The 26,114-nt window shown below is 70.4% G+C and carries 21 protein-coding genes; 14 read left to right on the forward strand and 7 right to left on the reverse strand.

The window, feature by feature from the left end:
- Window positions 1-8 precede the first annotated feature (8 nt).
- From IO33_RS0120050 to recQ, 14 genes are all read left to right on the forward strand, one after another.
- Window positions 9-563: a NuoB/complex I 20 kDa subunit family protein gene (locus IO33_RS0120050; protein ID WP_009190037.1), complete on the forward strand. Its 555-nt coding sequence runs from the start codon at window positions 9-11 to the stop codon at window positions 561-563.
- A complete protein-coding gene (locus IO33_RS0120055) occupies window positions 560-1,351 on the forward strand; it encodes an NADH-quinone oxidoreductase subunit C (protein WP_051926870.1) in 792 nt (263 codons plus the stop codon). The genes IO33_RS0120050 and IO33_RS0120055 overlap by 4 nt, the downstream gene beginning before the upstream one ends.
- On the forward strand, window positions 1,348-2,673 hold the full coding sequence (locus IO33_RS0120060; RefSeq protein ID WP_031166882.1) for an NADH-quinone oxidoreductase subunit D: 1,326 nt from the start codon (window positions 1,348-1,350) through the stop codon (window positions 2,671-2,673). Before IO33_RS0120055 ends, IO33_RS0120060 begins: the two co-directional genes overlap by 4 nt.
- Entirely contained in the window at window positions 2,670-3,536 is an 867-nt protein-coding gene (nuoE, locus tag IO33_RS0120065) for an NADH-quinone oxidoreductase subunit NuoE (RefSeq protein WP_031166884.1), read from the forward strand. Before IO33_RS0120060 ends, nuoE begins: the two co-directional genes overlap by 4 nt.
- A complete protein-coding gene (nuoF, locus tag IO33_RS0120070; RefSeq protein WP_031166886.1) occupies window positions 3,536-4,882 on the forward strand; it encodes an NADH-quinone oxidoreductase subunit NuoF in 1,347 nt (448 codons plus the stop codon). Before nuoE ends, nuoF begins: the two co-directional genes overlap by 1 nt.
- Window positions 4,879-7,383 (forward strand): NADH-quinone oxidoreductase subunit G, encoded by a 2,505-nt coding sequence (locus IO33_RS0120075; protein ID WP_031166888.1) that lies wholly within the window; start codon window positions 4,879-4,881, stop codon window positions 7,381-7,383. Before nuoF ends, IO33_RS0120075 begins: the two co-directional genes overlap by 4 nt.
- A complete protein-coding gene (gene nuoH, locus IO33_RS0120080) occupies window positions 7,380-8,744 on the forward strand; it encodes an NADH-quinone oxidoreductase subunit NuoH (RefSeq protein ID WP_031166890.1) in 1,365 nt (454 codons plus the stop codon). The genes IO33_RS0120075 and nuoH overlap by 4 nt, the downstream gene beginning before the upstream one ends.
- Window positions 8,737-9,378 (forward strand): NADH-quinone oxidoreductase subunit NuoI, encoded by a 642-nt coding sequence (nuoI, locus tag IO33_RS0120085; RefSeq protein WP_031166892.1) that lies wholly within the window; start codon window positions 8,737-8,739, stop codon window positions 9,376-9,378. The genes nuoH and nuoI overlap by 8 nt, the downstream gene beginning before the upstream one ends.
- Entirely contained in the window at window positions 9,375-10,217 is an 843-nt protein-coding gene (locus IO33_RS0120090; protein WP_031166894.1) for an NADH-quinone oxidoreductase subunit J, read from the forward strand. The genes nuoI and IO33_RS0120090 overlap by 4 nt, the downstream gene beginning before the upstream one ends.
- Window positions 10,214-10,513 carry an NADH-quinone oxidoreductase subunit NuoK gene (gene nuoK, locus IO33_RS0120095; RefSeq protein WP_023547474.1) on the forward strand — a complete coding sequence of 100 codons (300 nt, stop codon included), beginning with the start codon at window positions 10,214-10,216 and terminating at the stop codon, window positions 10,511-10,513. The genes IO33_RS0120090 and nuoK overlap by 4 nt, the downstream gene beginning before the upstream one ends.
- Before the next feature lie 15 nt (window positions 10,514-10,528).
- A complete protein-coding gene (gene nuoL / locus IO33_RS0120100; protein WP_031166897.1) occupies window positions 10,529-12,475 on the forward strand; it encodes an NADH-quinone oxidoreductase subunit L in 1,947 nt (648 codons plus the stop codon).
- Window positions 12,476-12,480: 5 nt separating this feature from the next.
- Window positions 12,481-14,052 (forward strand): NADH-quinone oxidoreductase subunit M, encoded by a 1,572-nt coding sequence (locus tag IO33_RS0120105; protein ID WP_031166899.1) that lies wholly within the window; start codon window positions 12,481-12,483, stop codon window positions 14,050-14,052.
- Window positions 14,049-15,698: an NADH-quinone oxidoreductase subunit NuoN gene (gene nuoN, locus IO33_RS0120110; protein ID WP_031166901.1), complete on the forward strand. Its 1,650-nt coding sequence runs from the start codon at window positions 14,049-14,051 to the stop codon at window positions 15,696-15,698. Before IO33_RS0120105 ends, nuoN begins: the two co-directional genes overlap by 4 nt.
- A 281-nt stretch (window positions 15,699-15,979) precedes the next feature.
- Window positions 15,980-17,962, forward strand: coding sequence for a DNA helicase RecQ (recQ, locus tag IO33_RS0120115; RefSeq protein WP_031166903.1), 1,983 nt, complete (start codon window positions 15,980-15,982; stop codon window positions 17,960-17,962).
- 45 nt (window positions 17,963-18,007) lie between these two features.
- On the opposite strand, the gene IO33_RS0120120 is transcribed toward recQ, so the two are convergent.
- The 7 genes from IO33_RS0120120 to IO33_RS0120150 all read right to left on the reverse strand — a co-directional run bounded on the left by IO33_RS0120120 (window position 18,008) and on the right by IO33_RS0120150 (window position 25,949).
- A complete protein-coding gene (locus tag IO33_RS0120120) occupies window positions 18,008-20,773 on the reverse strand; it encodes a fumarate reductase/succinate dehydrogenase flavoprotein subunit (protein WP_031166905.1) in 2,766 nt (921 codons plus the stop codon).
- Window positions 20,774-20,784: 11 nt separating this feature from the next.
- On the reverse strand, window positions 20,785-21,573 hold the full coding sequence (locus IO33_RS0120125; protein ID WP_031166907.1) for an ABC transporter ATP-binding protein: 789 nt from the start codon (window positions 21,571-21,573) through the stop codon (window positions 20,785-20,787).
- Entirely contained in the window at window positions 21,557-22,471 is a 915-nt protein-coding gene (locus IO33_RS0120130; RefSeq protein ID WP_078963795.1) for an ABC transporter permease, read from the reverse strand. The genes IO33_RS0120125 and IO33_RS0120130 overlap by 17 nt, the downstream gene beginning before the upstream one ends.
- Window positions 22,468-23,811, reverse strand: coding sequence for an ABC transporter substrate-binding protein (locus IO33_RS0120135; RefSeq protein WP_031166912.1), 1,344 nt, complete (start codon window positions 23,809-23,811; stop codon window positions 22,468-22,470). The genes IO33_RS0120130 and IO33_RS0120135 overlap by 4 nt, the downstream gene beginning before the upstream one ends.
- Before the next feature lie 14 nt (window positions 23,812-23,825).
- Complete coding sequence (locus IO33_RS0120140) at window positions 23,826-24,053, reverse strand: 4Fe-4S dicluster domain-containing protein (protein ID WP_031166915.1); 228 nt, start codon at window positions 24,051-24,053, stop codon at window positions 23,826-23,828.
- Between the two features lie 35 nt (window positions 24,054-24,088).
- On the reverse strand, window positions 24,089-24,877 hold the full coding sequence (locus IO33_RS0120145) for a GntR family transcriptional regulator (protein ID WP_031166917.1): 789 nt from the start codon (window positions 24,875-24,877) through the stop codon (window positions 24,089-24,091).
- Window positions 24,878-25,010: 133 nt separating this feature from the next.
- Window positions 25,011-25,949, reverse strand: a complete 939-nt coding sequence (locus IO33_RS0120150) for a M56 family metallopeptidase (RefSeq protein ID WP_031166919.1) — start codon at window positions 25,947-25,949, stop codon at window positions 25,011-25,013.
- Between the last annotated feature and the right edge of the window lie 165 nt (window positions 25,950-26,114).

Here is a 26,114-nt window from a genome sequence, read left to right on the forward strand (position 1 = left end):
CTTACGACATGGGACTCGAAGAAAAGCTGCCGAGCGGCTTCCTGCTGACCACCGTCGAGCAGGCCGCGGGCTGGGTGCGCAAGGCGTCCGTCTTCCCGGCCACCTTCGGCCTCGCCTGCTGCGCCATCGAGATGATGACCACCGGCGCCGGCCGTTACGACCTGGCCCGCTTCGGCATGGAGGTCTTCCGCGGCTCGCCGCGCCAGGCGGACCTGATGATCGTCGCCGGCCGGGTCAGCCAGAAGATGGCGCCGGTGCTCCGGCAGGTCTACGACCAGATGCCCAACCCGAAATGGGTGATCTCCATGGGCGTCTGCGCCTCCTCCGGCGGCATGTTCAACAACTACGCGATCGTCCAGGGCGTCGACCACATCGTCCCGGTCGACATCTACCTGCCGGGCTGCCCGCCCCGCCCCGAGATGCTGATGGACGCGATCCTCAAGCTCCACCAGAAGATCCAGTCCACCAAGCTCGGCGTCAACGCCGAGGAAGCGGCCCGCGAGGCGGAGGAGGCGGCGCTCAAGGCCCTGCCCACGATCGAGATGAAGGGGCTGCTGCGGTGAGCGACGCGAACGGCAACGGCGCGGGCGGCGTGAACGGCTCCGCGAACGGGGTGAACGGCTCCGCGAACGGGGTGAACCCCGAGAAGGACCTCTCCGCCTCCAACCTCCCCGGTCAGCGCGGCCAGGGCGGCGAGGAGATCCGCGTCCAGCGCGGCATGTTCGGCGCCGAGAACGGCGGCGACACCTCCGGCTACGGTGGCCTGACCCGCTCGGTCCGACTCCCGGGACCGGCGACCCGTCCCTACGGAGGCTGGTTCGACGAGGTCGCCGACGAGCTGGAGGGCGCCCTGGAGGAACAGGGTCTCGTCCCGGACAACGCCGTCGAGAAGACGGTCGTCGACCGCGGCGAGCTGACCTTCCACATCGAACGCGAGCACCTGGTCCGCGTCGCCCGCACCCTGCGCGACGACCCGGCCCTGCGCTTCGAACTGTGCACCGGGGTCAGCGGCGTCCACTACCCGCACGACAAGGGCCGCGAGCTGCACGCCGTGTACCACCTGCGCTCGATCACCCATAACCGGCTGATCCGCCTCGAAGTGAGCGCTCCCGACAGCGACCCGCGGATCCCGTCCCTCGTCCCGGTCTATCCGACGAACGACTGGCACGAGCGCGAGACCTACGACTTCTTCGGCATCGTCTTCGACGGTCACCCGGCCCTGACCCGGATCATGATGCCGGACGACTGGCAGGGCCACCCGCAGCGCAAGGACTACCCCCTCGGCGGCATCCCCGTCGAGTACAAGGGCGCCCAGATCCCGGCTCCGGACCAGCGGAGGTCGTACTCGTGAGCAGCACCCAGTCAGCAGCCGCCCGGGAAACCACCGAGGGCACCGTATATACGGTTACCGGTGGCGACTGGGACGAGGTCGTCCAGTCCGCGACCCGCGCCGACGACGAACGCATCGTCGTCAACATGGGTCCCCAGCACCCCTCCACCCATGGAGTGCTCCGCCTGATCCTGGAGATCGAGGGCGAGACGGTCACCGAGGCCCGCTGTGGCATCGGCTATCTGCACACCGGCATCGAGAAGAACCTCGAGTACCGCACGTGGACGCAGGGCACCACCTTCGTCACGCGCATGGACTACCTGACGTCGTTCTTCAACGAGACCGCCTACTGCCTCGCCGTCGAGAAACTCCTCGGCGTCGAGGACGACATCACCGAGCGCGCCAAGATCATCCGAGTCCTCCTGATGGAGCTGAACCGGATGTCCTCCCACCTGGTGTGCATCGCCACCGGCGGCATGGAGCTGGGCGCCACCACGATCATGATCTACGGCTTCCGTGATCGTGAAATGATTCTCGACCTCTACGAGCTCATCACGGGCCTGCGGATGAACCACGCGTACATCCGCCCCGGCGGACTGGCCCAGGACCTGCCGCCCGGCGCCGTGGACCAGATCCGCGAGTTCGTGAAGAAGATGAAGAAGAACCTCCCGGAGTACGACAAGCTCGCCACCGGGAACCCCATCTTCAAGGCCCGCATGCAGGACATCGGCTACCTCGACCTGGCCGGCTGCATGGCCCTCGGCGCCACCGGCCCCATCCTGCGCTCCACCGGCCTGCCGCACGACCTGCGCAAGGCACAGCCGTACTGCGACTACGAGACGTACGACTTCGACGTCCCGACCGCCGACACCTGCGACGCCTACGGCCGCTTCCTGGTCCGCCTGGAGGAGATGCGCCAGTCGCTCAGGATCGTCGAACAGTGCCTGGACCGGCTCGCGCCCGGCCCGGTCATGGTCGCCGACAAGAAGATCGCCTGGCCCGCCCAGCTCGCCCTGGGACCGGACGGGCTCGGCAACTCCCTCGACCACATCAAGAAGATCATGGGCACCTCCATGGAGGCCCTGATCCACCACTTCAAACTCGTCACCGAGGGCTTCCGCGTCCCACCGGGACAGGCGTACGCGGCCGTCGAGTCCCCCAAGGGCGAGCTCGGCGTGCATGTCGTCTCCGACGGCGGCACCCGCCCCTACCGGGTCCACTTCCGCGACCCGTCCTTCACCAACCTGCAGGCCATGGCGGCGATGTGCGAAGGCGGCCAGGTCGCCGACGTCATCGTCGCCGTCGCGTCCATCGACCCCGTGATGGGAGGCGTCGACCGGTGACCACCTCTTCTTCGGAGCGGGGCGTCAGCCTGGGCATGCCCGAACTGCCCGCGCCCGCCTACCCGGACGACGTCCGGGCCCGGCTGGAGGCGGACGCGCGCGAGGTGATCGCGCGCTACCCGGACTCCCGGTCCGCACTGCTGCCGCTGCTCCACCTCGTGCAGGCGGAGGAGGGCCACGTCACGCGCACCGGAATGCGGTTCTGCGCGGACATGCTGGACCTGACCACGGCCGAGGTCACCGCCGTCGCCACCTTCTACACGATGTACCGGCGCAAGCCGTCCGGTGACTACCAGGTCGGCGTGTGCACCAACACGCTGTGCGCGGTGATGGGCGGCGACGCGATCTTCGAGACCCTCCAGGAGCACCTGGGCGTCGGCAACGGCGAGACCACCGACGACGGCAAGGTCACCCTGGAGCACATCGAGTGCAACGCGGCCTGCGACTACGCGCCGGTCGTGATGGTCAACTGGGAGTTCTTCGACAACCAGACGCCGACGAGCGCCAAGCACCTGGTCGACGATCTGCGTGCGGGCCGGCCCGTGCAGCCCACGCGCGGGGCGCGGATGTGCACCTTCAAGGAGACCGCGCGGATTCTGGCCGGCTTCCCCGACGAGCGGCCAGGGGCCGTCGAGGAGGGCGGCAGTGCGGGACCGGCGTCACTGGTGGGCCTTCGCCTGGCAAGGGGAGAGGCCGCACCCGCGCGCGTGGTCCATCCGCGCGGAGGTCCGCATGAGGAGCAGCAGGACAGGGTGCACGAGCCGTCGCCGGCCGAGCACCTCAGCTCCCATGACGCGCCGCAGGAGACATCGGCCTCCGACCCAGCCCACCCGGCAGGGCCTACCGCCGAGGAGGGGGAGTGATGACTGTGGTACCCGAGGTGAAGGACACGAGCCCGGAGAAGCTGCTCGCACCCGTGCTGTCGGCCTTCTGGGACGAGGACCGGTCCTGGACCCTGGACGTCTACCGGAGGCACGAGGGATACGAGGGGCTCCGCAAGGCGCTCGCCATGACACCGGACGACGTGATCGCGTACGTCAAGGAATCCGGGCTGCGCGGCCGCGGCGGCGCGGGATTCCCGACCGGAATGAAGTGGCAGTTCATTCCGCAGGGTGATGGAAAACCGCACTATCTAGTTGTCAACGCCGACGAATCGGAGCCCGGGACCTGCAAGGACATCCCGCTCCTCTTCGCGAACCCGCACAGCCTCATCGAGGGCATGGTGATCGCTTGCTATGCCATCAGGTCGTCGCATGCCTTCATCTATCTGCGTGGTGAAGTCGTTCCCGTTCTGCGGCGGTTGCACGAGGCCGTGCGCGAGGCCTACGCGGCGGGCTACCTCGGCGAGAACATCCTGGGCAGCGGGCTCGACCTCCACCTCACCGTGCACGCCGGCGCCGGCGCGTACATCTGCGGTGAGGAGACCGCACTGCTCGACTCGCTCGAAGGCCGCCGTGGTCAACCGCGGCTGCGTCCCCCCTTCCCTGCGGTGGAAGGCCTCTACGCCTGTCCGACTGTAGTGAACAACGTCGAGTCGATCGCGTCGGTTCCCGCCATCCTGCAGAACGGGAAAGACTGGTTCAGGTCGATGGGCAGTGAGAAGTCCCCGGGCTTCACGCTCTACTCGCTCAGCGGCCACGTCGCCAGCCCCGGCCAGTACGAGGCCCCGCTCGGCGTCACGCTCCGCCAGCTCCTGGACATGAGCGGCGGCATGCGGCCCGGCCACCGGCTGAAGTTCTGGACGCCCGGCGGCTCCTCGACACCGATGTTCACCGACGAGCACCTCGACGTCCCCCTCGACTACGAGGGCGTCGGCGCCGCCGGGTCGATGCTCGGCACCAAGGCGCTGCAGTGCTTCGACGAGACGACCTGCGTGGTGCGGGCGGTGACCCGCTGGACGGAGTTCTACGCCCACGAGTCCTGCGGCAAGTGCACACCGTGCCGCGAAGGGACCTACTGGCTGGTGCAGTTGCTGCGGGACATCGAGGCCGGCAAGGGCACCCTGTCCGACCTCGACAAGCTCGCCGACATCGCCGACAACATCAACGGCAAGTCGTTCTGCGCCCTCGGCGACGGCGCCGCGTCCCCGATCTTCTCCTCGCTGAAGTACTTCCGCGAGGAGTACCAGCAGCACATCACGGGCCGGGGCTGCCCCTTCGACCCGGCCAAGTCGACGGCCTGGGCGGACCGCCCGGAGGTGAACGCATGACCGTGACCACCAACGCTCCCGCGGGTGGCGGAGAGGCGGCGCTCCCGCCGGAAGACCTCGTCACGCTGACGATCGACGGCGCCGAGATCAGCGTGCCCAAGGGCACCCTGGTCATCCGGGCCGCCGAGCAGCTCGGCATCGAGATCCCCCGGTTCTGCGACCACCCCCTGCTCGACCCCGCCGGCGCCTGCCGTCAGTGCATCGTCGAGGTCGAAGGCCAGCGCAAGCCCATGGCGTCCTGCACCATCACGTGCACTGACGGCATGGTGGTGAAGTCCCAGCTCACCTCGCCGGTCGCCGAGAAGGCCCAGCACGGCGTGATGGAGCTGCTGCTCATCAACCACCCGCTGGACTGCCCCGTCTGCGACAAGGGCGGCGAGTGCCCGCTGCAGAACCAGGCCATGTCGCACGGCAACCCCGAGTCCCGCTTCGACGGCAAGAAGCGGACCTACGAAAAGCCCGTACCGATCTCCACCCAGGTCCTGCTCGACCGCGAGCGGTGCGTGCTGTGCGCCCGCTGCACCCGGTTCTCCAACCAGATCGCGGGCGACCCGATGATCGAGCTGATCGAGCGGGGCGCACTGCAGCAGGTCGGCACCGGCGAGGGCGACCCGTTCGAGTCGTACTTCTCCGGCAACACCATCCAGATCTGCCCGGTCGGCGCGCTCACCTCGGCGGCCTACCGATTCCGCTCCCGCCCCTTCGACCTCGTCTCCTCCCCGTCGGTGTGCGAGCACTGCTCCGGCGGCTGCGCCACCCGCACCGACCACCGGCGCGGCAAGGTCATGCGGCGCCTCGCCGCCGGCGACCCCGAGGTCAACGAGGAGTGGATCTGCGACAAGGGACGCTTCGCGTTCCGCTACGCGCAGCTCAAAGACCGCCTCGACACCCCGCTGGTCCGCAGCGCCGACGGCGTCCTGGAGCCCGCCTCGTGGCCGGAGGCGCTGGAGGCGGCCGCGCGCGGGCTCAGCGCCGCCCGCTCCCGGGCCGGCGTCCTCGTCGGCGGCCGGCTGACCGTCGAGGACGCCTACGCGTACAGCAAGTTCGCGCGCGTGGCGCTCGACACGAACGACATCGACTTCCGCGCGCGCGTGCACAGCGGCGAGGAAGCCGACTTCCTGGCGTCCCGCGTGGCCGGCCGCGGCCGGGACCTCGACGGTACGGGGGTCACGTACACCTCTTTGGAGAAGGCTCCGGCCGTGCTGCTGGCCGGCTTCGAGTCGGAGGAGGAGGCGCCCGGCGTCTTTCTGCGGCTGCGCAAGGCCTGGCGCAGGCACGGGCAGCAGGTGTTCGCACTGGCCACACACTCGACCCGGGGCCTGCGGAAGGCGGGCGGCACCCTGCTGCCGGCCGCGCCGGGCACCGAGACCGAGTGGCTGGACGCCCTCGCCGGCGGCGTCGGTCTGGAGGAGTCCGGCACCCGGGCCGCCGAGGCACTGCGCACCGAGGGCGCGGTCATCGTCGTAGGAGAGCGGCTCGCCTCGGTCGCCGGCGGTCTCACCGCCGCCGTACGGGCCGCCACGGCGACCGGCGCCCAGCTGGTGTGGATCCCGCGCCGGGCCGGTGAGCGGGGCGCCATCGAAGTGGGCGCGCTGCCGTCGCTGCTGCCGGGCGGCCGCCCGGCGACCGACCCGCGCGCGCGGGAGGAGGTCGCGGCCGTCTGGGGCCTCGCCGAACTCCCGCTGCGCTACGGCCGTGACACCCACCACATCGTCGAGGCCGCCGCGACCGGCGAACTGTCGGCACTCGTGGTCGCCGGGGTCGAGGTCGCCGACCTGCCCGACCCGGCACGCGCGCGTGAAGCACTCGACAGCGTCGGCTTCCTGGTGTCGCTGGAACTGCGGCCCAGTGAGGTCACCGAATACGCCGACGTCGTCCTGCCGGTCGCCGCGGTCGCCGAGAAGGCGGGCACCTTCCTCAACTGGGAGGGCAGGGTGCGATTCTTCGAGGCCGCCCTCAAGCCCGAGCAGATGACCCGTCGCCTGGCACCGGCCGACGCGCGCGTGCTGCAGATGCTGGCCGACGCGATGGACGTCCATCTGGGCCTGCCGGATCTGCGCACCACGCGCGCGGAGATCGACCGGCTCGGCTCCTGGGACGGTCCGCGCGCCGCCGGGCCCCAGGAGTCCGCGGGCGTGCTGCCCCGCCCGGCCGCCGGCGAGGCCGTGCTCGCCGGACACCGCCTGCTGCTCGACCAGGGTGTCCTGCAGGAGGGCGACGAGGCACTCGCCGGCACCCGGCACGCCGCCTACGCGCGCGTGTCCGCGGCGACAGCCGCCGAGTCGGGCGTCGAGGACGGCGGCCTCCTCGCGGTCACCGGCCCCGCGGGCAGCACCGAACTCCCGCTGCGGGTCACCGATATGCCCGACCGGGTGGTGTGGCTCCCGCTGAACTCCGCCGGCACGGGCGTCGCCTCCGACACCGGGGCGCAGCCCGGCTCACTCGTCCGCATCGGCCCGGCGGCACCCGCCGAACCGGCCCCCAAGGAGGTGGAGGCATGAGCCCGTACCTCGCAGCTGAAGACCTCTCGATGTTCGGCCGCGACCCCTGGTGGCTGGTCGTCATCAAGGCCGTGTTCTGCTTCGCCTTCCTGATGGTGACCGTGCTGTTCTCCATCGTCTGGGAGCGCAAGGTCGTCGCCTGGATGCAGCTGCGCATCGGCCCCAACCGGCACGGCCCCTGGGGCATGCTCCAGTCGCTTGCCGACGGCGTGAAGCTGATGCTCAAGGAAGACCTCATCGTCAAGCGCGCGGACAAGGTGGTGTACGTCCTCGCGCCGATCGTCGCGGCCATCCCGGCCTTCATGGCGATCGCGGTGATCCCCTTCGGCCCGGCCGGCAACGAGATCTCGATCTTCGGCCATCGCACCACGATGCAGCTGACCGACCTGCCGATCGCGATGCTCTACGTCCTCGCGGTCGCCTCCGTCGGCATCTACGGCATCGTCCTCGCGGGCTGGAGTTCCGGATCCACGTACCCGCTCCTCGGCGGCCTGCGCTCCTGCGCGCAGATGATCTCCTACGAGATCGCGATGGGCGCCGCGTTCGCCTCCGTGTTCCTGTACTCGGGGTCGATGTCGACGTCCACGATCGTGGAGCAGCAGCACGACCGCTGGTACATCCTGCTGCTGCCGGTCTCCTTCATCCTGTACATCGTCACGATGGTCGGCGAGACCAACCGCGCCCCCTTCGACATGCCGGAGTCCGAGGGCGACCTGGTCGGCGGCTTCAACACCGAGTACTCGTCGATCAAGTTCGCGATGTTCATGCTCGCCGAGTACGTGAACATGGTGACGGTCTCGGCCGTGTCGACCACCCTGTTCCTCGGCGGCTGGCGCGCCCCCTGGCCGATCAGCTCCTTCTGGGCGGGTGCGAACCACGGCTGGTGGCCGCTGCTCTGGTTCGTCATCAAGGTCCAGCTGCTGCTGTTCTTCTTCATCTGGCTGCGCGGCACGCTCCCACGGGTCCGCTACGACCAGCTGATGAAGCTCGGCTGGAAGGTCCTCATCCCGGTCTCCGTGACCTGGCTGATGCTGGTGGCGACCGTACGGGCCCTGCGCAACGAGCACTACGAGTTCGCCGACATCGCCCTCTACGTGGGCGGCGGAGTCCTCGCCCTGCTGCTGATCTCCTTCGTCGCCGACATGTTCCGCGAGAGGGCGAGGGCGGCCGGACAGTCCGCCGCCGAGCAGGCCGGATTCGACCCGATGGCGGGCGGATTCCCCGTGCCGCCGCTGCCCGGACAGGAACTGCCGCCCGTGCCGAGGCGCCGCCCGCGCCGCGAGCGGGAGCTGATTGTCAGTGGTGGGCCGGACACTGTCAGTGACGGATCTTCGGATGGAAAGGAGGCGTCCGATGGCTGAGGAGCCCAAGGAGACCAAGCCCGGTTTCCAGAACCCCGTCGCCGGCTTCGGCGTGACCTTCAAGGCCATGTTCAAGAAGCGGCTGACCGAGCAGTACCCGGAGCAGAAGAAGACCACGGCCCCGCGGTTCCACGGACGGCACCAGCTCAACCGCCATCCGGACGGCCTGGAGAAGTGCGTCGGCTGCGAGCTGTGCGCGTGGGCCTGCCCCGCCGACGCCATCTATGTGGAGGGCGCCGACAACACCGACGAGGAGCGCTACTCGCCGGGCGAGCGGTACGGCCGCGTCTACCAGATCAACTACGCCCGCTGCATCCTGTGCGGGCTGTGCATCGAGGCGTGCCCCACGCGCGCGCTGACGATGACCAACGAGTTCGAACTGGCCGACTCCAGCCGCGCCAACCTCATCTACACCAAGGAGCAGCTCCTCGCCGGCCTCGAAGAGGGGATGGTCGACACACCGCACGCGATCTTCCCGGGGACCGACGAACAGGACTACTACCGGGGCCTGGTCACACAGGCCGCGCCGGGCACGGTCCGCCAGGTCGCGCTCTCCAAGGGCGAGGTCCCGCAGGAGGCCGCGTCGACCTTCGGTGAGGACGAGCCGGCCTCGGAGGAGGTGATCGGCAAATGATGACGCACCTCGCCGCCTACACCACCTCCACCGGTGAGGCGTTCCAGTTCTGGGTCCTCGGCACGGTCGCGGTGATCGGCGCCCTGTGCACCGTCTTCATGAAGAAGGCCGTGCACAGCGCGCTGTGCCTCGCCGGGACCATGATCATCCTTGCGGTGTTCTACCTCGCCAACGGCGCCTACTTCCTGGGGATCGTGCAGATCGTCGTCTACACGGGCGCGATCATGATGCTGTTCCTGTTCGTGGTGATGCTCGTCGGCGTGACGGCCGCGGACTCGCTGAAGGAGACCATCAAGGGCCAGCGCTGGCTGGCCCTTCTGTGTGGGGTCGGCTTCGGCGTCCTGTTGCTCGCCGGTCTCGGGAACGCGTCCCTGAAGGAGTTCGACGGCATCGGCCAGGCGAACGCGAACGGCAATGTGGAGGGCCTCGCCTCCCTCCTCTTCACCAAGTACGTGTTCGCCTTCGAAATCACCGGCGCTCTGCTGATCACGGCCGCCGTCGGCGCCATGGTGCTCACGCACCGCGAGCGCACGGAGCGCGCCAAGACCCAGCGCGAGCTGTCCGAACAGCGCGTCCGTGAAGGCACGCACGTACCTCCGCTGCCCGCCCCGGGTGTCTACGCCCGGCACAACGCGGTCGACATCGCGGGCCTGCTCCCCGACGGCACGCCGTCCGAGCTGACCGTCAGCAAGACGCTGCGCGAGCGCGGCCAGGTGCGTGACGTGTCCGCGGAGGCGCTCAACGACCTGCGCGCGCTGGAACAGCGCGCGGAGGAACGCCTGGAGCGCACGGCGATCGAACCGGCGACGTTCAAGCGGCCCGAGGAGGCGTCGAAGTGAACCCGGTCAACTACCTCTACCTCGCCGCCCTCCTGTTCACGATCGGAGCGACCGGCGTACTGATCCGGCGCAACGCCATCGTGGTCTTCATGTGCATCGAGCTGATGCTGAACGCCTGCAACCTCGCGTTCGTCACCTTCTCCCGGATGCACGGCAACCTCGACGGCCAGATCATCGCCTTCTTCACGATGGTCGTCGCCGCCGCGGAGGTCGTGGTGGGCCTCGCGATCATCGTGTCGCTGTTCCGTACCCGCCACTCGGCCTCGGTCGACGACGCCAGCCTGATGAAGCTGTAAGGGGTCGGAAGAATCGTGGAGAACCTGATCGCGCTGCTCATCGCGGCGCCCCTGCTCGGAGCGGCCGTCCTTCTGGTCGGCGGCCGGCGGCTCGACGCCGTCGGCCACTGGATCGGCACGCTGCTCTCGTTCGTCTCCTTCGCCATCGGTCTCGTACTCTTCGCCGACCTGCTGGGCAAGGGAGCCGAACACCGCACCCTGACGCAGCATCTGTTCAGCTGGGTCCCGGTGGCCGGCTTCCAGGCGGACGTCACCTTCCGCCTCGACCAGCTGTCGATGACATTCGTCCTGCTCATCACGGGTGTCGGCTCGCTGATCCACCTGTACTCGGTCGGGTACATGGAGCACGACGAGCGGCGGCGCCGCTTCTTCGGCTATCTGAACCTGTTCCTCGCGGCGATGCTGCTGCTCGTCCTCGCCGACAACTACCTGCTGCTGTACGTCGGCTGGGAGGGCGTCGGCCTCGCCTCGTACCTGCTGATCGGCTTCTGGCAGCACAAGCCCAGCGCGGCCACCGCGGCGAAGAAGGCCTTCCTCGTCAACCGCGTCGGTGACATGGGCCTGTCGATCGCGATCATGCTGATGTTCACCACCTTCGGCAGCTTCGCCTTCGGCCCGGTCCTCAGCCACGCCGGCGACGCCTCCGAAGGCAGGCTCACCGCCATCGGTCTGATGCTCCTGCTCGCCGCCTGCGGCAAGTCCGCCCAGGTGCCGCTGCAGTCCTGGCTCGGGGACGCCATGGAGGGCCCGACCCCGGTCTCGGCCCTGATCCACGCGGCGACGATGGTGACGGCGGGCGTGTACCTCATCGTCCGCTCCGGAGCCGTCTTCAACGCGGCTCCCGACGCGCAACTCGCGGTCACCGTGGTCGGCGCGGTCACACTCCTCTTCGGTGCGATCGTCGGTTGCGCGAAGGACGACATCAAGAAGGCACTGGCCGGCTCGACCATGTCGCAGATCGGCTACATGATCCTGGCCGCGGGCCTCGGCCCCATCGGCTACGTCTTCGCGATCATGCACCTGGTCACGCACGGCTTCTTCAAGGCCGGCCTGTTCCTCGGCGCCGGCTCCGTCATGCACGGCATGAACGACGAGGTCGACATGCGCAAGTACGGCGGCCTGCGCACGTACATGCCGGTCACCTTCGTCACCTTCGGCCTCGGCTACCTCGCCATCATCGGCTTCCCGGGCCTGTCCGGCTTCTTCTCCAAGGACAAGATCATCGAGGCGGCCTTCGCCAAGGGCGGCACCGACGGCTGGATCCTCGGCGGCGTGGCCCTGCTGGGCGCGGCCATCACCGCGTTCTACATGACGCGCGTGATGCTGATGACCTTCTTCGGGGAGGAGCGCTGGAAGAACCAGCCCACTCGCTCCCCGGAGGCCCCGAGCGCGGAGCCCGCCGCGGAGCACCAGGGCGAGCACGCCGAGCCGCACCCGCACGAGTCCCCGAAGGTCATGACGATCCCGATGATCGTGCTGGCCGTCGGCTCGGTCCTCGGCGGTGGCTTCTTCAGCATCGGCGACCGCTTCCTGCACTGGCTGGAGCCGGTCACCGGCTACAGCGAGGGGCACTCCCCGGTCGGCGCCTGGACGGTCACCGGGGCGACCATGGTGTGCCTGGTCATCGGCGTCGGCATCGCCTGGGCCCAGTACGGCCGCAAGCCCGTCCCGGCCGTCGCCCCACGCGGCTCGCTGCTCACCCGCGCGGCACGCCGCGACCTGCTCCAGGACGACTTCAACCACGTCGTCCTGGTACGCGGCGGCGAACACCTGACGCGCTCCTTGGTGTACGTCGACCACACCCTGGTCGACGGCGTCGTCAACGGCACGGCGGCCGGCTTCGGCGGCCTGTCCAGCCGGCTTCGCCGGGTCCAGAACGGCTTCGCCCGGTCCTACGCGGTCTCGATGTTCGGCGGCGCGGCACTCCTGGTCGCCGCGACCCTGCTGATGAGGGCGGTCTGATACCGATGTCCTTTCCTCTGCTGACAGCGACGGCGGCGCTCCCAGCCGTCGGGGCCGTCGCCACGGCCGCCGTACCGGCCGCGTGGCGCACCGCCGCCAAGTGGCTGGCGCTGCTCGTCTCGCTCGCCACCCTCGCCCTGGCGGTCACCGTCCTGGTCCGCTTCGATCCGGACGGCGCCCGCTACCAGCTCACCGAATCCCACGCCTGGATCCAGGACTTCGGGGTGCGGTACGAACTGGGCGTGGACGGCATCGCGGTGGCGCTGATCGCGCTGACCGCCCTGCTGATCCCGTTCATCGTCCTCGCCGGCTGGAACGACGCCGACCCGCTGGAGACGGGCAGCAGCCGCTGGCGTCCCACGCAGGGCTTCTTCGCGCTGATCCTGGCCGTCGAGGCGATGGTGGTGATCTCCTTCGAGGCCACCGACGTCTTCCTCTTCTACATCTTCTTCGAGGCCATGCTCATCCCGATGTACTTCCTCATCGGCGGCTTCGGTGACCGCGCCCACGCGCAGGGCGAGGAAGCGGCCTCGAGGCAGCGGTCGTACGCGGCGGTGAAGTTCCTGCTGTACAACCTGGTCGGCGGCCTGATCATGCTGGCCGCGGTGATCGGCCTCTACGTGGTGGCCGGGAACTTCAGCCTTCAGGAGATCGCGCAGGCCCGTGCCAGTGGTTCGCTGCACATGGCGACGAGCACGGAACGCTGGCTGTTCCTGGGCTTCTTCTTCGCCTTCGCGGTGAAGGCGCCGCTGTGGCCGCTGCACACCTGGCTGCCCAACGCCATGCAGGAGTCCACCGCCCCGGTCGCCGTCCTCATCACCGCGGTCGTCGACAAGGTCGGCACCTTCGCGATGCTCCGCTTCTGCCTCCAGCTGTTCCCGCAGGCCAGCAAGTGGGCGACGCCCGTCATCCTCGTACTGGCGCTCATCAGCATCGTCTACGGCGCGCTGCTCGCCGTCGGCCAGCGGGACATCAAGCGCCTGGTGGCCTACGCGTCGATCTCGCACTTCGGCTTCATCATCATGGGCATCTTCGCGATGACCAGCCAGGGCCAGTCCGGCGCCACGCTCTACATGGTCAACCACGGTATTTCCACGGCTGCGCTGATGCTGGTCGCGGGCTTCCTGATCTCCCGGCGCGGGTCGCGGCTCATCGCGGACTACGGGGGCGTCCAGAAGGTCGCCCCGGTGCTCGCCGGCACCTTCCTGATCGGCGGTCTCGCCACCCTCTCCCTGCCCGGACTCGCCCCGTTCGTGAGCGAGTTCCTGGTCCTGGTCGGCACGTTCACGCGTTACCCGGTGATCGGCATCATCGCCACCTTCGGCATCGTCCTCGCCGCGCTCTACACCCTCGTCCTGTACCAGCGGACGATGACGGGCCCGGTGAAGCCGGAGGTGTCGGCCATGCCCGACCTACGCGCGCGTGAACTGGTGGTGGTCGCCCCGCTGATCGTGCTGTTGATCTTCCTGGGCGTCTATCCGAAGCCCGTCACGGACATCGTCAACCCGGCGGTCAAGCAGACCATGTCCGACGTACACAAGAAGGACCCCAAGCCCGAGGTGGAGGCGGCCAAGTGAGCGCAGCAGCCGTCCACAGCCTGTGGACAACCGCGGCCGATCCGATCTCGAAGATCGACGCGCCGAAGATCGAATACGGACAATTGTCGCCGACGCTGATCGTCGTCGGCGCGGCGCTGGTCGGGGTGCTCATCGAGGCCTTCCTCCCGCGCAAGGCCCGCTACTACGCGCAGGTGTTCGTGTCCGTCGTCGCCCTGTGCGCCGCGTTCGCCGCGGTGGTCGGACTCGCGGCCGACGGCTACGGCACCACCAAGGCGCACATCGCGGCCATGGGAGCGATCGCGGTCGACGGCCCGTCCCTGTTCCTGCAGGGCACGATCCTGCTGGCAGGCCTGGTCGGCCTGTTCACCTTCGCCGAGCGGCGCCTGGACCCGGCGGCGCACGGCAACCGCGTCGACTCCTTCGCCGCACAGGCCGCCTCCGTACCCGGCAGCGACAGCGAGAAGGCCGCGGTGAAGGCCGGTTTCACCACCACCGAGGTTTTCCCGCTGCTGCTCTTCGCGATCGCCGGCATGCTGGTGTTCCCCTCGGCCAACGACCTGCTGACCCTGTTCGTGGCCCTGGAGGTCTTCTCCCTGCCGCTGTACCTGCTGTGCGCGCTGGCCCGCCGCAAGCGGCTGATGTCGCAGGAAGCCGCGGTCAAGTACTTCCTGCTCGGCGCGTTCGCCTCGGCGTTCACGCTGTTCGGCATCGCCCTGCTGTACGGCTACGCCGGCTCGGTGTCGTACGCGCGCATCGCCCAGGTCGTCGACGGCACGGTCACCAACGTCGACCCGGCACTCGCCAACACCATGGGCAACGACGCGCTGCTGCTGCTCGGCAGCGCGCTGATCGTGATGGGCCTGCTGTTCAAGGTGGGCGCGGTGCCGTTCCACATGTGGACGCCGGACGTCTACCAGGGCGCGCCGACGCCGGTGACCGGCTTCATGGCGGCGGCGACGAAGGTGGCCGCGTTCGGCGCGCTGCTGCGCCTGCTGTACGTCGTTCTGCCCGGAATGCGCTGGGACTGGCGTCCGGTCATGTGGGCCGTCGCGATCATCACCATGCTCGGCGGCGCGATCGTCGCGATCACACAGACCGACATCAAGCGGCTCCTGGCGTACTCGTCCATCGCGCACGCCGGCTTCATCCTCGCGGGTGTCATCGCCACCTCGAAGGACGGCGTCTCGTCGGTCCTCTTCTACCTGGCCGGCTACTCCTTCGTGACGATCGGCGCCTTCGCGGTGGTCACGCTGGTGCGCGACGCGGGTGGCGAGGCGACCCACCTGTCCAAGTGGGCGGGTCTCGGCCGCAGGTCACCGCTGGTGGCGGCCGTCTTCGCGGTGTTCCTGCTGGCCTTCGCCGGTATCCCGCTGACCTCCGGCTTCGCGGGGAAGTTCGCCGTGTTCAAGGCGGCGGCGGCCGGCGGCGCGGCCCCGCTGGTGGTGATCGGTGTGATCTCCTCGGCGATCGCCGCGTTCTTCTACATCCGCGTGATCGTGCTGATGTTCTTCAGCGAGCCGAAGCCGGAGGGCCCCACCGTGGCCGTACCGTCCCCGCTGACCATGGTGGCGATCGCCGCGGGCGTCGCGGTCACGCTGGTGCTCGGCGTGGCCCCGCAGTACTTCCTCGACCTGGCGAGCCAGGCGGGAGTGTTCGTGCGCTGAGTCCCACGACGGCCCCGGCTCCCCAGGGAGCCGGGGCCGTCGCATGCCGTCAGGCCGGTGCTCCGGGATAGGGGCACTTCCCGAGCAGCATGCCCCCGGGATGATCGCCGGGCCATTCAGGAAGCCCGACGGGATGACGCCTCCTGGTCCGTCCGAGAACGCGCCGGGCTCGCACGGGCGTCCCCCGGCCTGTGGATAAGTCCGCCGCTGTCGGTCCGGACCCCTATCGTGGATGCAGCGGTCGACAGACGACACACGGGGGACCGGCGGGGGACAGGACAATGGGCGTGACGGGCGGGATCAGCGAGATGCCACAGGTGACCGAGGGACCGGGCGCGGCCGACAGCGAGGCGCTGGCCACGCTGCACCGGGTCTTCGGATACGAGGCCTTCCGGGGCGAGCAGAAAGCGATCATCGAGCATGTGGTGGCGGGCGGCGACGCCGTCGTCCTCATGCCCACCGGCGGCGGCAAGTCGCTGTGCTACCAGATCCCGGCCATGGTCAGACCCGGTACGGGCATCGTGGTCTCCCCGCTGATCGCGCTCATGCAGGACCAGGTGGACGCCCTGCGCGCCCTCGGCGTGCGGGCCGGCTTCGTCAACTCCACGCAGGACTTCGACGAGCGCCGCATGGTCGAGGCCGAGTTCCTGGCCGGCGAACTGGACCTGCTGTATCTGGCGCCCGAGCGGCTGCGTCTGGACGCCACGCTCGACCTCCTCTCCCGCGGCAAGATCTCCGTCTTCGCGATCGACGAGGCGCACTGTGTCTCCCAGTGGGGCCACGACTTCCGCCCCGACTACCTCACCCTGTCCCTCCTCGGCGAGCGCTGGCCGGACGTCCCGCGGATCGCCCTCACCGCCACGGCCACCCGGGCCACCCACCAGGAGATCACCCAGCGGCTGAACCTGCCGACGGCCCGCCACTTCGTCGCCAGCTTCGACCGCCCTAACATCCAGTACCGGATCGTGCCCAAGGCCGACCCCAGGAAGCAGCTGCTCGCCTTCCTCCGGCAGGAGCACGCGGGTGACGCCGGCATCGTGTACTGCCTGTCACGCAACTCGGTGGAGCGGACGGCGGAGTTCCTGACCGCCAACGGCATCGACGCCGTGCCGTATCACGCGGGCCTGGACGCGGGTGTGCGCGCCGCCCACCAGTCCCGCTTCCTGCGCGAGGACGGCCTGGTCGTGGTCGCGACGATCGCCTTCGGCATGGGCATCGACAAGCCGGACGTACGATTCGTCGCCCACCTGGACCTGCCCAAGTCGATCGAGGGCTACTACCAGGAGACCGGCCGCGCGGGCCGCGACGGACTGCCGTCCACGGCCTGGATGGCGTACGGCCTGAACGACGTCATCCAGCAGCGCAAACTGATCCAGTCCGGCGAGGGCGACGAGGCGTTCCGCCGCCGGGCCGCCGCCCACCTCGACGCCATGCTCGCGCTGTGCGAGACGGCCCGCTGCCGCCGTGGCCAGCTGCTTGCCTACTTCGGCCAGGAAGCCGACGCCGCGGGCTGCGGCAACTGCGACACCTGCCTCACCCCGCCGGAGACCTGGGACGGCACCATCGCCGCGCAGAAGGTGCTGTCGACGGTGGTGCGGCTGCAGCGGGAGCGCGGGCAGAAGTTCGGCGCCCTGCAGATCGTCGACATCCTGCTCGGCAAGCGCACCGGCAAGGTCATCCAGTTCGACCACGACCAGCTGTCCGTCTTCGGCATCGGACAAGACCTCTCCGAGGCCGAGTGGCGTGGCGCCATCCGGCAGCTGCTGGCTCAGGGACTGCTCGCGGTCGAGGGCGAGTACGGCACTCTGGCGCTCACCGAGGCGAGCGGCTCGGTGCTGCGCAGCGAGCGGGAGGTGCCGCTGCGCAAGGAGCCGAAGAAGCCGGCCGCCTCCCGGTCGAGGTCGGCGGGCGCGTCCGGCGGCGACCGCAAGGCCAGGACCGCCGCGGCGGAACTGCCCGACGAGCTGCTGCCCGCCTTCGAGGCCCTGCGCGCCTGGCGCGCCGAACAAGCCCGCGAGCAGGGCGTACCGGCGTACGTCATCTTCCACGACGCCACCTTGCGGGAGATCGTCAGCCGGCGGCCGGGTTCGGTGCGCGAGCTGGGCACGGTGAGCGGCGTCGGTGAGAAGAAACTGGCGACGTACGGAGAGGGCGTGCTGGCCGCGCTGGCCTCCCTGGACGAGGCGGCCCCGGCCGCCGACGACGCACCGGGAGCCGACTGGCCGGAGCCGGACGGGGAGCCGGAGCCCGACGACTGGATATAGCCCGTCGCGGGCCGGCGCTGGATACAGGAGCCGCTGGGTGCGGGGTCACAGCCCCCGCGCCGCGTAGGCCCTGACGTCCGCGTCCGAGTCGCCGGTGGCCGTGGCGAGGGCCGCGCGTGCCTCTGCCGTGGACCGGTGCCGGGTCAGGGCCAGCACCGCTGCCTTGCGCACGTCGGCGTTCGGATCGGCCAGCGCCTTGGCCAGGGCGGGGACGGCGGCGCCGGCGGACGCGGCCGACAGCGCGGTGGCGGCGCCGGAGCGGACCTGCCAGGCCGGATCGGACAGCGCGGCCACGGCTCGGGTGGCGAGCGGGGCCGGGCAGCCGGTGCCGGCCAGTGCGGCGAACGCGGCACCGCTCACCAAAGGATCGGTGTCCTCGGTGAGCCGCTCCAGGGTGGTGGTGAGCACCTCGCGGTCGGCCGCGGTGAGCGTCGCCAGGCCGACGGCGGCCAGGGCCTTGGCCACGGTGACCCGGACCTCCCGGGAGGGATCGTCCGCGGCACCCGCCAGCGGCCGGACCGCGTCGACGGAGACGAGCGCGCGCACGGCCTCGGTGCGCACAGCGATGACGGGATCGTCCAGCGCCGCCGCGAACACCCTGGCGTCGCCGAGCCGCAGAGCACGCAGCACATCGAGGGCGGCGGCGCGGACCACCGGATCGGCTGCGGTGACGGCGTCGGTGAGGGCGGTCCCCAGAGCCGGTTCGGGCGGCAGGGTCTCGACCAGTTCGCGCAGTGAGGCCGCGGCGGTCGCGCGGACCTCGGCGTCAACGTCGGCGAGTGCACCGGCCAGGGCCTGCCCGGTGCCGGGTGGCGCGGTCTCGGTGAGGACCGAGACGGCCGTACGGCGAACGGCAGGATCCGCGTCGGCCAGGTACGGCTCGACCAGGCCGAGTTCGGGCTCGGCCTCGGCCAGCTCCAGCAACTGCAGCAGCCGGGGCGAGGCGGTGCCCGGCGCGCCGGACCGGTCGGCGCAAGCGGTGGCACGCGCGGACGTGGGTCCCGCGGCGACCGGCGCCACCTCGCGCGGCCCGGCCGTGGCCACATGCTCGGCATGAACCTCGCCCAACCGCCGGGAGGCACCGCCGACCGGCGTGAACTCCTCGACCGGGACCAGATAGGGAGCCACGGGACGGGCCGTGAACTCCATCGCACCAGAGGGGGACTTGTGCAGATCGAGATGGTGGAACCAGGAGACGTCGTCGCGGCCGGGGTGATCGAGACGGTCGTGGTAGAGGCCCCAGCGCGACTCGGTGCGGGCGAGAGAGGCGCGGGCGGCCATCTCGGCGCAGTCACGGATGAAGGTGACCTCCGCGCAGCGCATCAGCTCGTGCGCGGTGCGGGCGCCCATGGCGGCGATGTCGGCGCGCATCCGCTCGAAGGCCTCGAGGGCGAGGGAGAGCCGCGCACCGGACTTCGGCGGTGCCACGTAATCGTTCACGAAACGGCGCAGCTTGTACTCGACCTGGGGCTGCGGCGGGCCGTCCGCGTTGCGCAGCGGGCGGTAGATCAGCTCGTGCGCTTCCCGCACCTGGTCCGCGGGAAGCTCACCCTCGTAGGCCGTGTACTGGGCGGCGTCCGCACCGGCGAGGTCACCGAAGACAAACGCGCCGATCATGTAGTTGTGCGGGACGCAGGCGAGATCGCCGGCGGCGTAAAGGCGGGGAACGGTCGTACGGGCGTGGTCGTCGACGCGGACGCCGGAGGCGGAGTGGCCACCGCACAGGCCGATCTCGGAGATGTGCATCTCGACGTCATGGGTGCGGTAGTCGTGCCCGCGCCCGGCGTGGAAGGTGCCCCGGGTGGGCCGTTCCGTGGAGTGCAGGATCGACTCCAGGGCGGAGACGGACTCCTCGGGGAGATGGCTGAGCTTGAGGTAGACCGGGCCGCGGTCGCTGGCGACCTCGGCGGCGAACTCGGCCATCATCTGCCCCGACCAGTAGTCGGAGTCGACGAAGCGCTCGCCGTGCCGGTTGACCTGGTAGCCGCCGAAGGGGTTGGCGACGTAGGCACAGGCCGGGCCGTTGTAGTCCTTGATGAGCGGGTTGATCTGGAAGCACTCGATACCGGTCAGCTCGGCACCCGCGTGGTAGGCCATGGCGTACCCGTCGCCGGCGTTGGTGGGGTTCTCGTAGGTGCCGTACAGGTAGCCGGAGGCGGGCAGGCCGAGCCGGCCGCAGGCGCCCGTGGCGAGGACGACCGCGCCCGCGCGGACGGTGACGAAGGCGCCGGTGCGGGTGTTGAAGCCGACGGCGCCCACGGCTTGTCCCTCGGCGGTCAGGACCCGGACCGGCATCACCCGGTTCTCGATCCGGATCCGCTCCCGCATCTCGCGCCGCCGCAGCTGCCGGTACAGGACCTTTTTGACGTCCTTGCCCTCTGGCATCGGCAGTACGTACGAGCCGGAGCGGTGCACCTGGCGCACCGCGTACTCACCGTGCTCGTCCTTCTCGAACTTGACCCCGTACGACTCCAGCCGCTGGACCATCGCGAACCCGCGGGTCGCGGTCTGGCGGACGGTGGACTGGTCGACGATGCCGTCGTTGGCGCGGGTGATCTCGGCGACGTAGTCGTCGGGTTCGGCGCGGCCGGGGATGACCGCGTTGTTGACGCCGTCCATGCCCATGGCGAGCGCGCCGGAGTGGCGGACGTGGGCCTTCTCCAGCAGCAGCACGTCGGCGCCGCGCTCGGCGGCGGTCAGGGCGGCCATGGTGCCGGCGGTGCCGCCGCCGATCACGAGGACGTCGCAGGTCAGCTCCTCGGCGTCGGCGACGGCGGGAATCTCCAGGGAAGTGGACGCGGGGGTGGTCACCGGGGTGCCTTTCAGGAGCCGAGCGAGGTGAGGATGTCGCGGCGCAGGGCCACACGGGCCGGGTCGTCCACGGCCCCACGGTCACGGGGCCCGGGCACATCGCGTACGGCGACCACCCGGCCGGAGCCGAGCAGGGCCACGCGATCGCCGAGGAAGAGGGCCTCGTCGACGTCGTGCGTGACGAAGACGACGGTCGCGCCCGTGCCGCGCAGCACCTCCACCAGCAGGTCCTGCATGCCGGAGCGGGTCTGGGCGTCGAGGGCGCCGAAGGGCTCGTCCATGAGGACGGCGCGCGGACTGTCGGCTAGGGCGCGTGCCAACTGGGCGCGCTGGCGCTGCCCGCCGGAGACCCGGTGCGGCAACTGCCCGGCCTGCGCGCTGAGCCCGACCCGGGTGAGCCAGGACTCGGCCCGGGAACGGCGCTCGGAGCGCGGTACGCCGCTGATGGCGAGCGGCAGTTCGACGTTCCCGCGCAAGGTACGCCAGGGCAGCAGCGCGTCCTCCTGGAAGACCAGCGCACGGTCGGCCGACGGCCCCGTCAGCGGGGCGCCGTCCACCTCGGCCGTGCCGCCCAGTGGAGGCAGCAGCCCGGCGAGCGTGCGCAGCAGGGTGGACTTGCCGCAGCCGGAGGGGCCGACGACGGTGAGGATCTCGCCGGGGGAGACGTCGAGGTCCACGTCGTACAGCACCGGCGCGTCAGGGCGGCCGAGCACGGTGGAACGGAAGGTGAGCCGGGTGCCCCGGGCGGCAGCCGACGCCGACGCGACGGGCGCGGCGACGGTCTCAGACGAGGTGCTCATCACGGGCCTCCTCGGTGTCCTTCTGGCGCTGCTTCTCGGGCTGGGTCTGCTGCTCGGGATCGCCGTCGGCTCGCACGGGGGCGGGAGCGGGACGGGGCGCACGGGTGCGGCCACCGGGCACGTACGAGGTGCGGGGGAGCCAGCGCGTCAGGCGCCGGCCGAGAAGTTCCACGGCCGTGGAGGTGACCCAGCCGAGGATGCCGATGGTGACCATGCCGACGAAGACGCCCGGGTAGTTCACCACCGTGTAGTCCTGCCAGGTGCGGTAGCCGACGCCGTACTGCCCGGAGATCATCTCGGCGGAGATCACGCAGATCCACGACACGCCGATGCCGACCGACAGGCCGCCGAAGATGCCGGGCAGTGCGCCCGGCAGCACCACCGAGCCGAGGATCCGCAGCCGGCCGCCGCCCATGGTGCGCACCGCTTCCTCCCAGACGGGCGTCAGCGCGCGGACCGCGTGCCGGGTGGAGACCAGCACCGGGAAGAAGGCGGCGGTGCAGGTGATGAAGACGATGCCCTGTTCATTGGAGGGAAAGAGCAGGATCGCGACGGGGACGAGGGCGATCGCAGGGATCGGGCGGATCACCTCCAGCACCGGGCCGAGCAGATCCTCGGCGAGGCGCGAGCGGGCCACGAGCACGCCCGTCGCCACGCCCAGGACGGCTGCCAGGGCGAAGCCGGTGAGGATGCGGGTGAGGCTGTCGGTGAGGTCGGTCCAGTAGTCGCCGCCGGAGAGCCGGTCGGCGAAGGCGCGGGCCACGTCCGTGACGGTCGGGAACTGCGAGAACCGCAGCCACAGGTCCACGTCCAGGCTGGTCAGCACCTGCCACAGGCCGAGGAACACGGCCAGCGAGGCCGTCCGCAGCGCATACCGGGCCAGGGGCCGCCGGGTCATGAGGCCCGCTCCAGCGCTTCGCTGTACGACACCGTACGGGTGCCGCCGTGGGCGGTGACGTAGGCCTGTGCGGTCGCGGGGGTGACGAACGGCAGCAGTTGGTCGCCGTTCGTCACCCACACCGCCTTGTCGGCGAACCAGAGGGTGCCGGTGGTGGCGTCGGGCACATAGGCGGCGCGGACGCCGTCCTTGTGCCCGGCCACGTAGGCCAGCAGTTCCTTCGCGGACTTGAAGGAGACGGTCTTCTCGCTGCCCTTGGGCCACACCTCGCTCGCGGCCGGCGCGGGTGCGGCGGTGAGGCGCCTGGCGTAGGAGGCGGCAAGGGCCTTCTTGACGTACTGGTCGTCGACGAAGGAGTTCACGTCGATGTCGCCGGTCAGCTTGGCGGCCTTCAGCACTGACACGTCCTGCTCGAGCGCGGAGACGAGCTGCGGCTTGACCGCAGGGTCGAAGGTGGCGATGCCGTGGGCGCCGTTGTAGAGGTAGACCACCTCGGCGGGCAGGCCCGTGGCCTCGGCGACCTTCTCGGATGCGGTGACAGGGTGGGCGTTGAGGTAGTCCGTCGCCTCCGCCTGGGCCTTGAGGAAGGCCTCGAGGACGGCCGGACGCTGCTTGGTGAAGTCCTCGCGGGCGGTCACGCCGTGGAACGTGGGCAGGTTCAGCTGGGCGCCGTCGTACAGGGCCTTGGCCTTGCCCTGGTAGGTCAGCAGTCCCGGCCAGGCGACGAACTGCGACAGAGCGTCCACGCTGCCGGAGGAGAGCGCCGAGGCGCCCACGGCGGGCTGCTGGTTGAGTTTGGAGATGCCCTTGTCGGGGTCGATGCCGGCGCGTTGCAGAGCCCGTACGAGGGTGCCGTCCGCGGCGGAACCGATGCTCGTGGAGACCTTCTTGCCCTGCAGGTCCTTCAGAGAGGTGAGCTTGGAACCGGGTGCGGTGACGACGGTGTTCAGGCCGCCGCGCAGGTTGTAGCCGGTCACCGAGACCAGGTGGGTGGGGCGGCCGAGCTGTTTGCCGCGGGCCGCGTTGAGCAGCAGCGGGAAGTCGCCCATCGAGCCGATGTCGATCTTGCCGGCGGTCATCTGGGCGGTGATCGGGGCGCCGGTGGCGTAGTCCTGCCAGTCGACTTTGTAGGTGTGGCCGTCGTGCAGGGCGTTGAGCTGCTTCTCGAAGTAGCCGAGGGAGCGCAGCAGTGTGCCGGCGGTGACGGTGTTGATGGTCTTGGACTGGTAGCCGACGGTCACGGTGACCGTGGAGCCGCTGCCCGCTTCGGCGCTGCCGCCGCAGGCGGACAGGGGAAGGAGGAGCACGACGGCGGATACGGCGACTGCCGTACGTTTCATGGTGGTTGTACCTCTCACCGCAGCAGGTAGGGCATGTTGACCGTGACGGCTCCGGTGGGACAGCGGGCCGCGCACGGGCCGCAGTACCAGCACTCGTCGACGTGCATGTACGCCTTGCCGTTGGTCTCGTCGATGGCCAGGGAGTCGAGCGGGCACATGTCCACGCAGAGGGTGCAGCCGTCGATGCACTTCGACTCGTCGATGGTCACGGGCACGTCGGCCCGCTGGGGCGCCAAGGGCATGGCTGTCTCCAGGAAACGTGCAGGCAGGGGGCGTGTTACGACCGGTGGAGCAGGCCGCTCATGGTGATCCGGTCGCCGCGGAAGCGGATGAACTCCAGGTCGACGGGGCGGCCGTCGGCGAGGTGCGTGAGGCGTTCCAGCATCAGTACGGCTGCGCCGCGCGGAGCCTGGAGCACGGCGGCGGAGTGGGTGTCCGCGTTCACCGCCTCCAGGGTGATCTCGGCGTGGCCGAGGCGCTGGCCGGTGATGGCTTCCAGGAGGCGGAAGACATCGGTGTTCTCCAGGTCGGCGCCGAGCAGGGCGGTGCCGATGTCGAGCGGGATGTAGGTGAGGTCGAGGGAGAGCGGGAGGCCGTTCAGGCGGCGCAGGCGTTCGATGTAGAGGACGTCGGCGCCGGCGGGGAGGCGGAGGCGGTCGGCCACCGGGGCGGGTGCGGGGGCGGGGCCCATGGTGCGGACCTCGTTGGTGACGCGGCCGTGTTCGCGGAGGGTTTCCGCGAGGCCCATCAGGCGGTCGAGCCCGTGCGGGTACTTCTGGGCGACGACGACGGTGCCGACTCCGGGCAGCCGGTCCACCAGGCCTTCGGCCCGGAGGAGGTCCAGGGCCTGGCGGACGGTGTTCCGGGAGGCGCGGTAGTCGGTGGCGAGGGTCGACTCGTGGGGGAGGGGGCCGTTCTGGAAGGCGCCGGTGAGGATCTGGTGGCGCAGCAGGTCGGCGAGCTGCCGGGCCCGGTCCGCACGCAGCCGTCGACGCGCGCGGTGGGCGGCGACGGTGGTCGCGGCGCCCTGACCGGCATGGTCTCGGGGGCGGTCGGTGGGTGGCATGGCTGAAACCATACCGATGGGGTAGGGAATGCGGTGTTGCCGAAGTGTTGCGCCAGGTGAGGGTGTGTTGGATACGGCGCTGAGCTGCGGTTTTCCTGCTTCGGGCGGGAAGATCTGCCACCCGGTGGGCAGGTCAGGACAGTGCTGTCAGGCCAGGCGCGAACGTGATCAGGAGCGGCAGCAGCGGCACCAGGGCGGCCACCGTCGTCGTCAGGGCCCGGTGCCGGCGCAGCAGCCTCGGTGGCGGTTCCAGCAGGCGGTCCACGCGCTCGCCGAGGAGGCGCCGGCTGGAGTCGCAGGACAGGACGCCCCGGTGCTGGTTCAGCTCGATCAGCGCGAGGGCTGTGGTGAGGTGCCCGCAGCGCCGGGACGCCGTGTCGTCGGCGGCCAGCTCGACCAGGCGGTGTGTCTGGTCGCAGAAGTGCGCGAAGAGCGGCACGCGAGGGAAGCCCGTGGCGAGCGCGGTGGACAGGTGCAGCAGCCAGTCGTGGTGGGCGCGCGCGTGCCCGCGTTCGTGGGTGAGGACGGCGTCCAGCTGGTGGTCGGTGAGACGCTGCAGCGCCCCCGTCGTGACGACCAGCTGCGGCGGGTGTCCCGGCATCCACCAGGCGTCCGGGTATTCGTCCTCCAGCACCAGCATCGGGCCGCGCGCCGCGGGCAGGCCGGCCGGCAGGTCGGGGGCGCGTTCCCGCAGCTGTGCGCGGGCCTGGCCGCGGCTGCGGCGGGCCTCGACGAGTTCCCGGGCCAGCATCGCCGTCGTCCAGGCGGCTCCGCAGGCCAGCAGCACGGTGAGGGCGGCGGCCCAGACCGGCGCGGAGGAGAGGTCGTAGGCGGCGGTGACGGAGGGCGGTGCGGGGGCGAAGACGCGGTCGCGGACGGTGTGGAAGACGGCCGCCGTGCCCAGGACCAGTGCCGCCAGGCAGCACAGCAGGACGGTGGCGACCAGGCACTGCCACACCCACAGCGCGACCACCGGTTCCCGCTCGGTCCAGGCCGCACGGGTCAGCGCGCGTGGCGCCGGCAGGGCGGCGGTCAGGGCGACGACGCTCAGCAGGAGCAGGCAGACGGTCATGCCGGGGCTCCGGTTCCTGGTCGGAGAGTTGCGCGGTGTCGGTGGTGCGGCGGCGCGCCGAGGGCGCGTCGTGTGGTGCGTGTCCGCCCAGTATGACGGTGAGGGGCGGCGCGAGTCAGGTCTCGGCGGTGATCGGTCCCGAGTTCGACCGCCTCTCCTTCCGCG

Source organism: Streptomyces durhamensis (assembly GCF_000725475.1).
In the GTDB taxonomy this organism is placed as follows: domain Bacteria; phylum Actinomycetota; class Actinomycetes; order Streptomycetales; family Streptomycetaceae; genus Streptomyces; species Streptomyces filipinensis.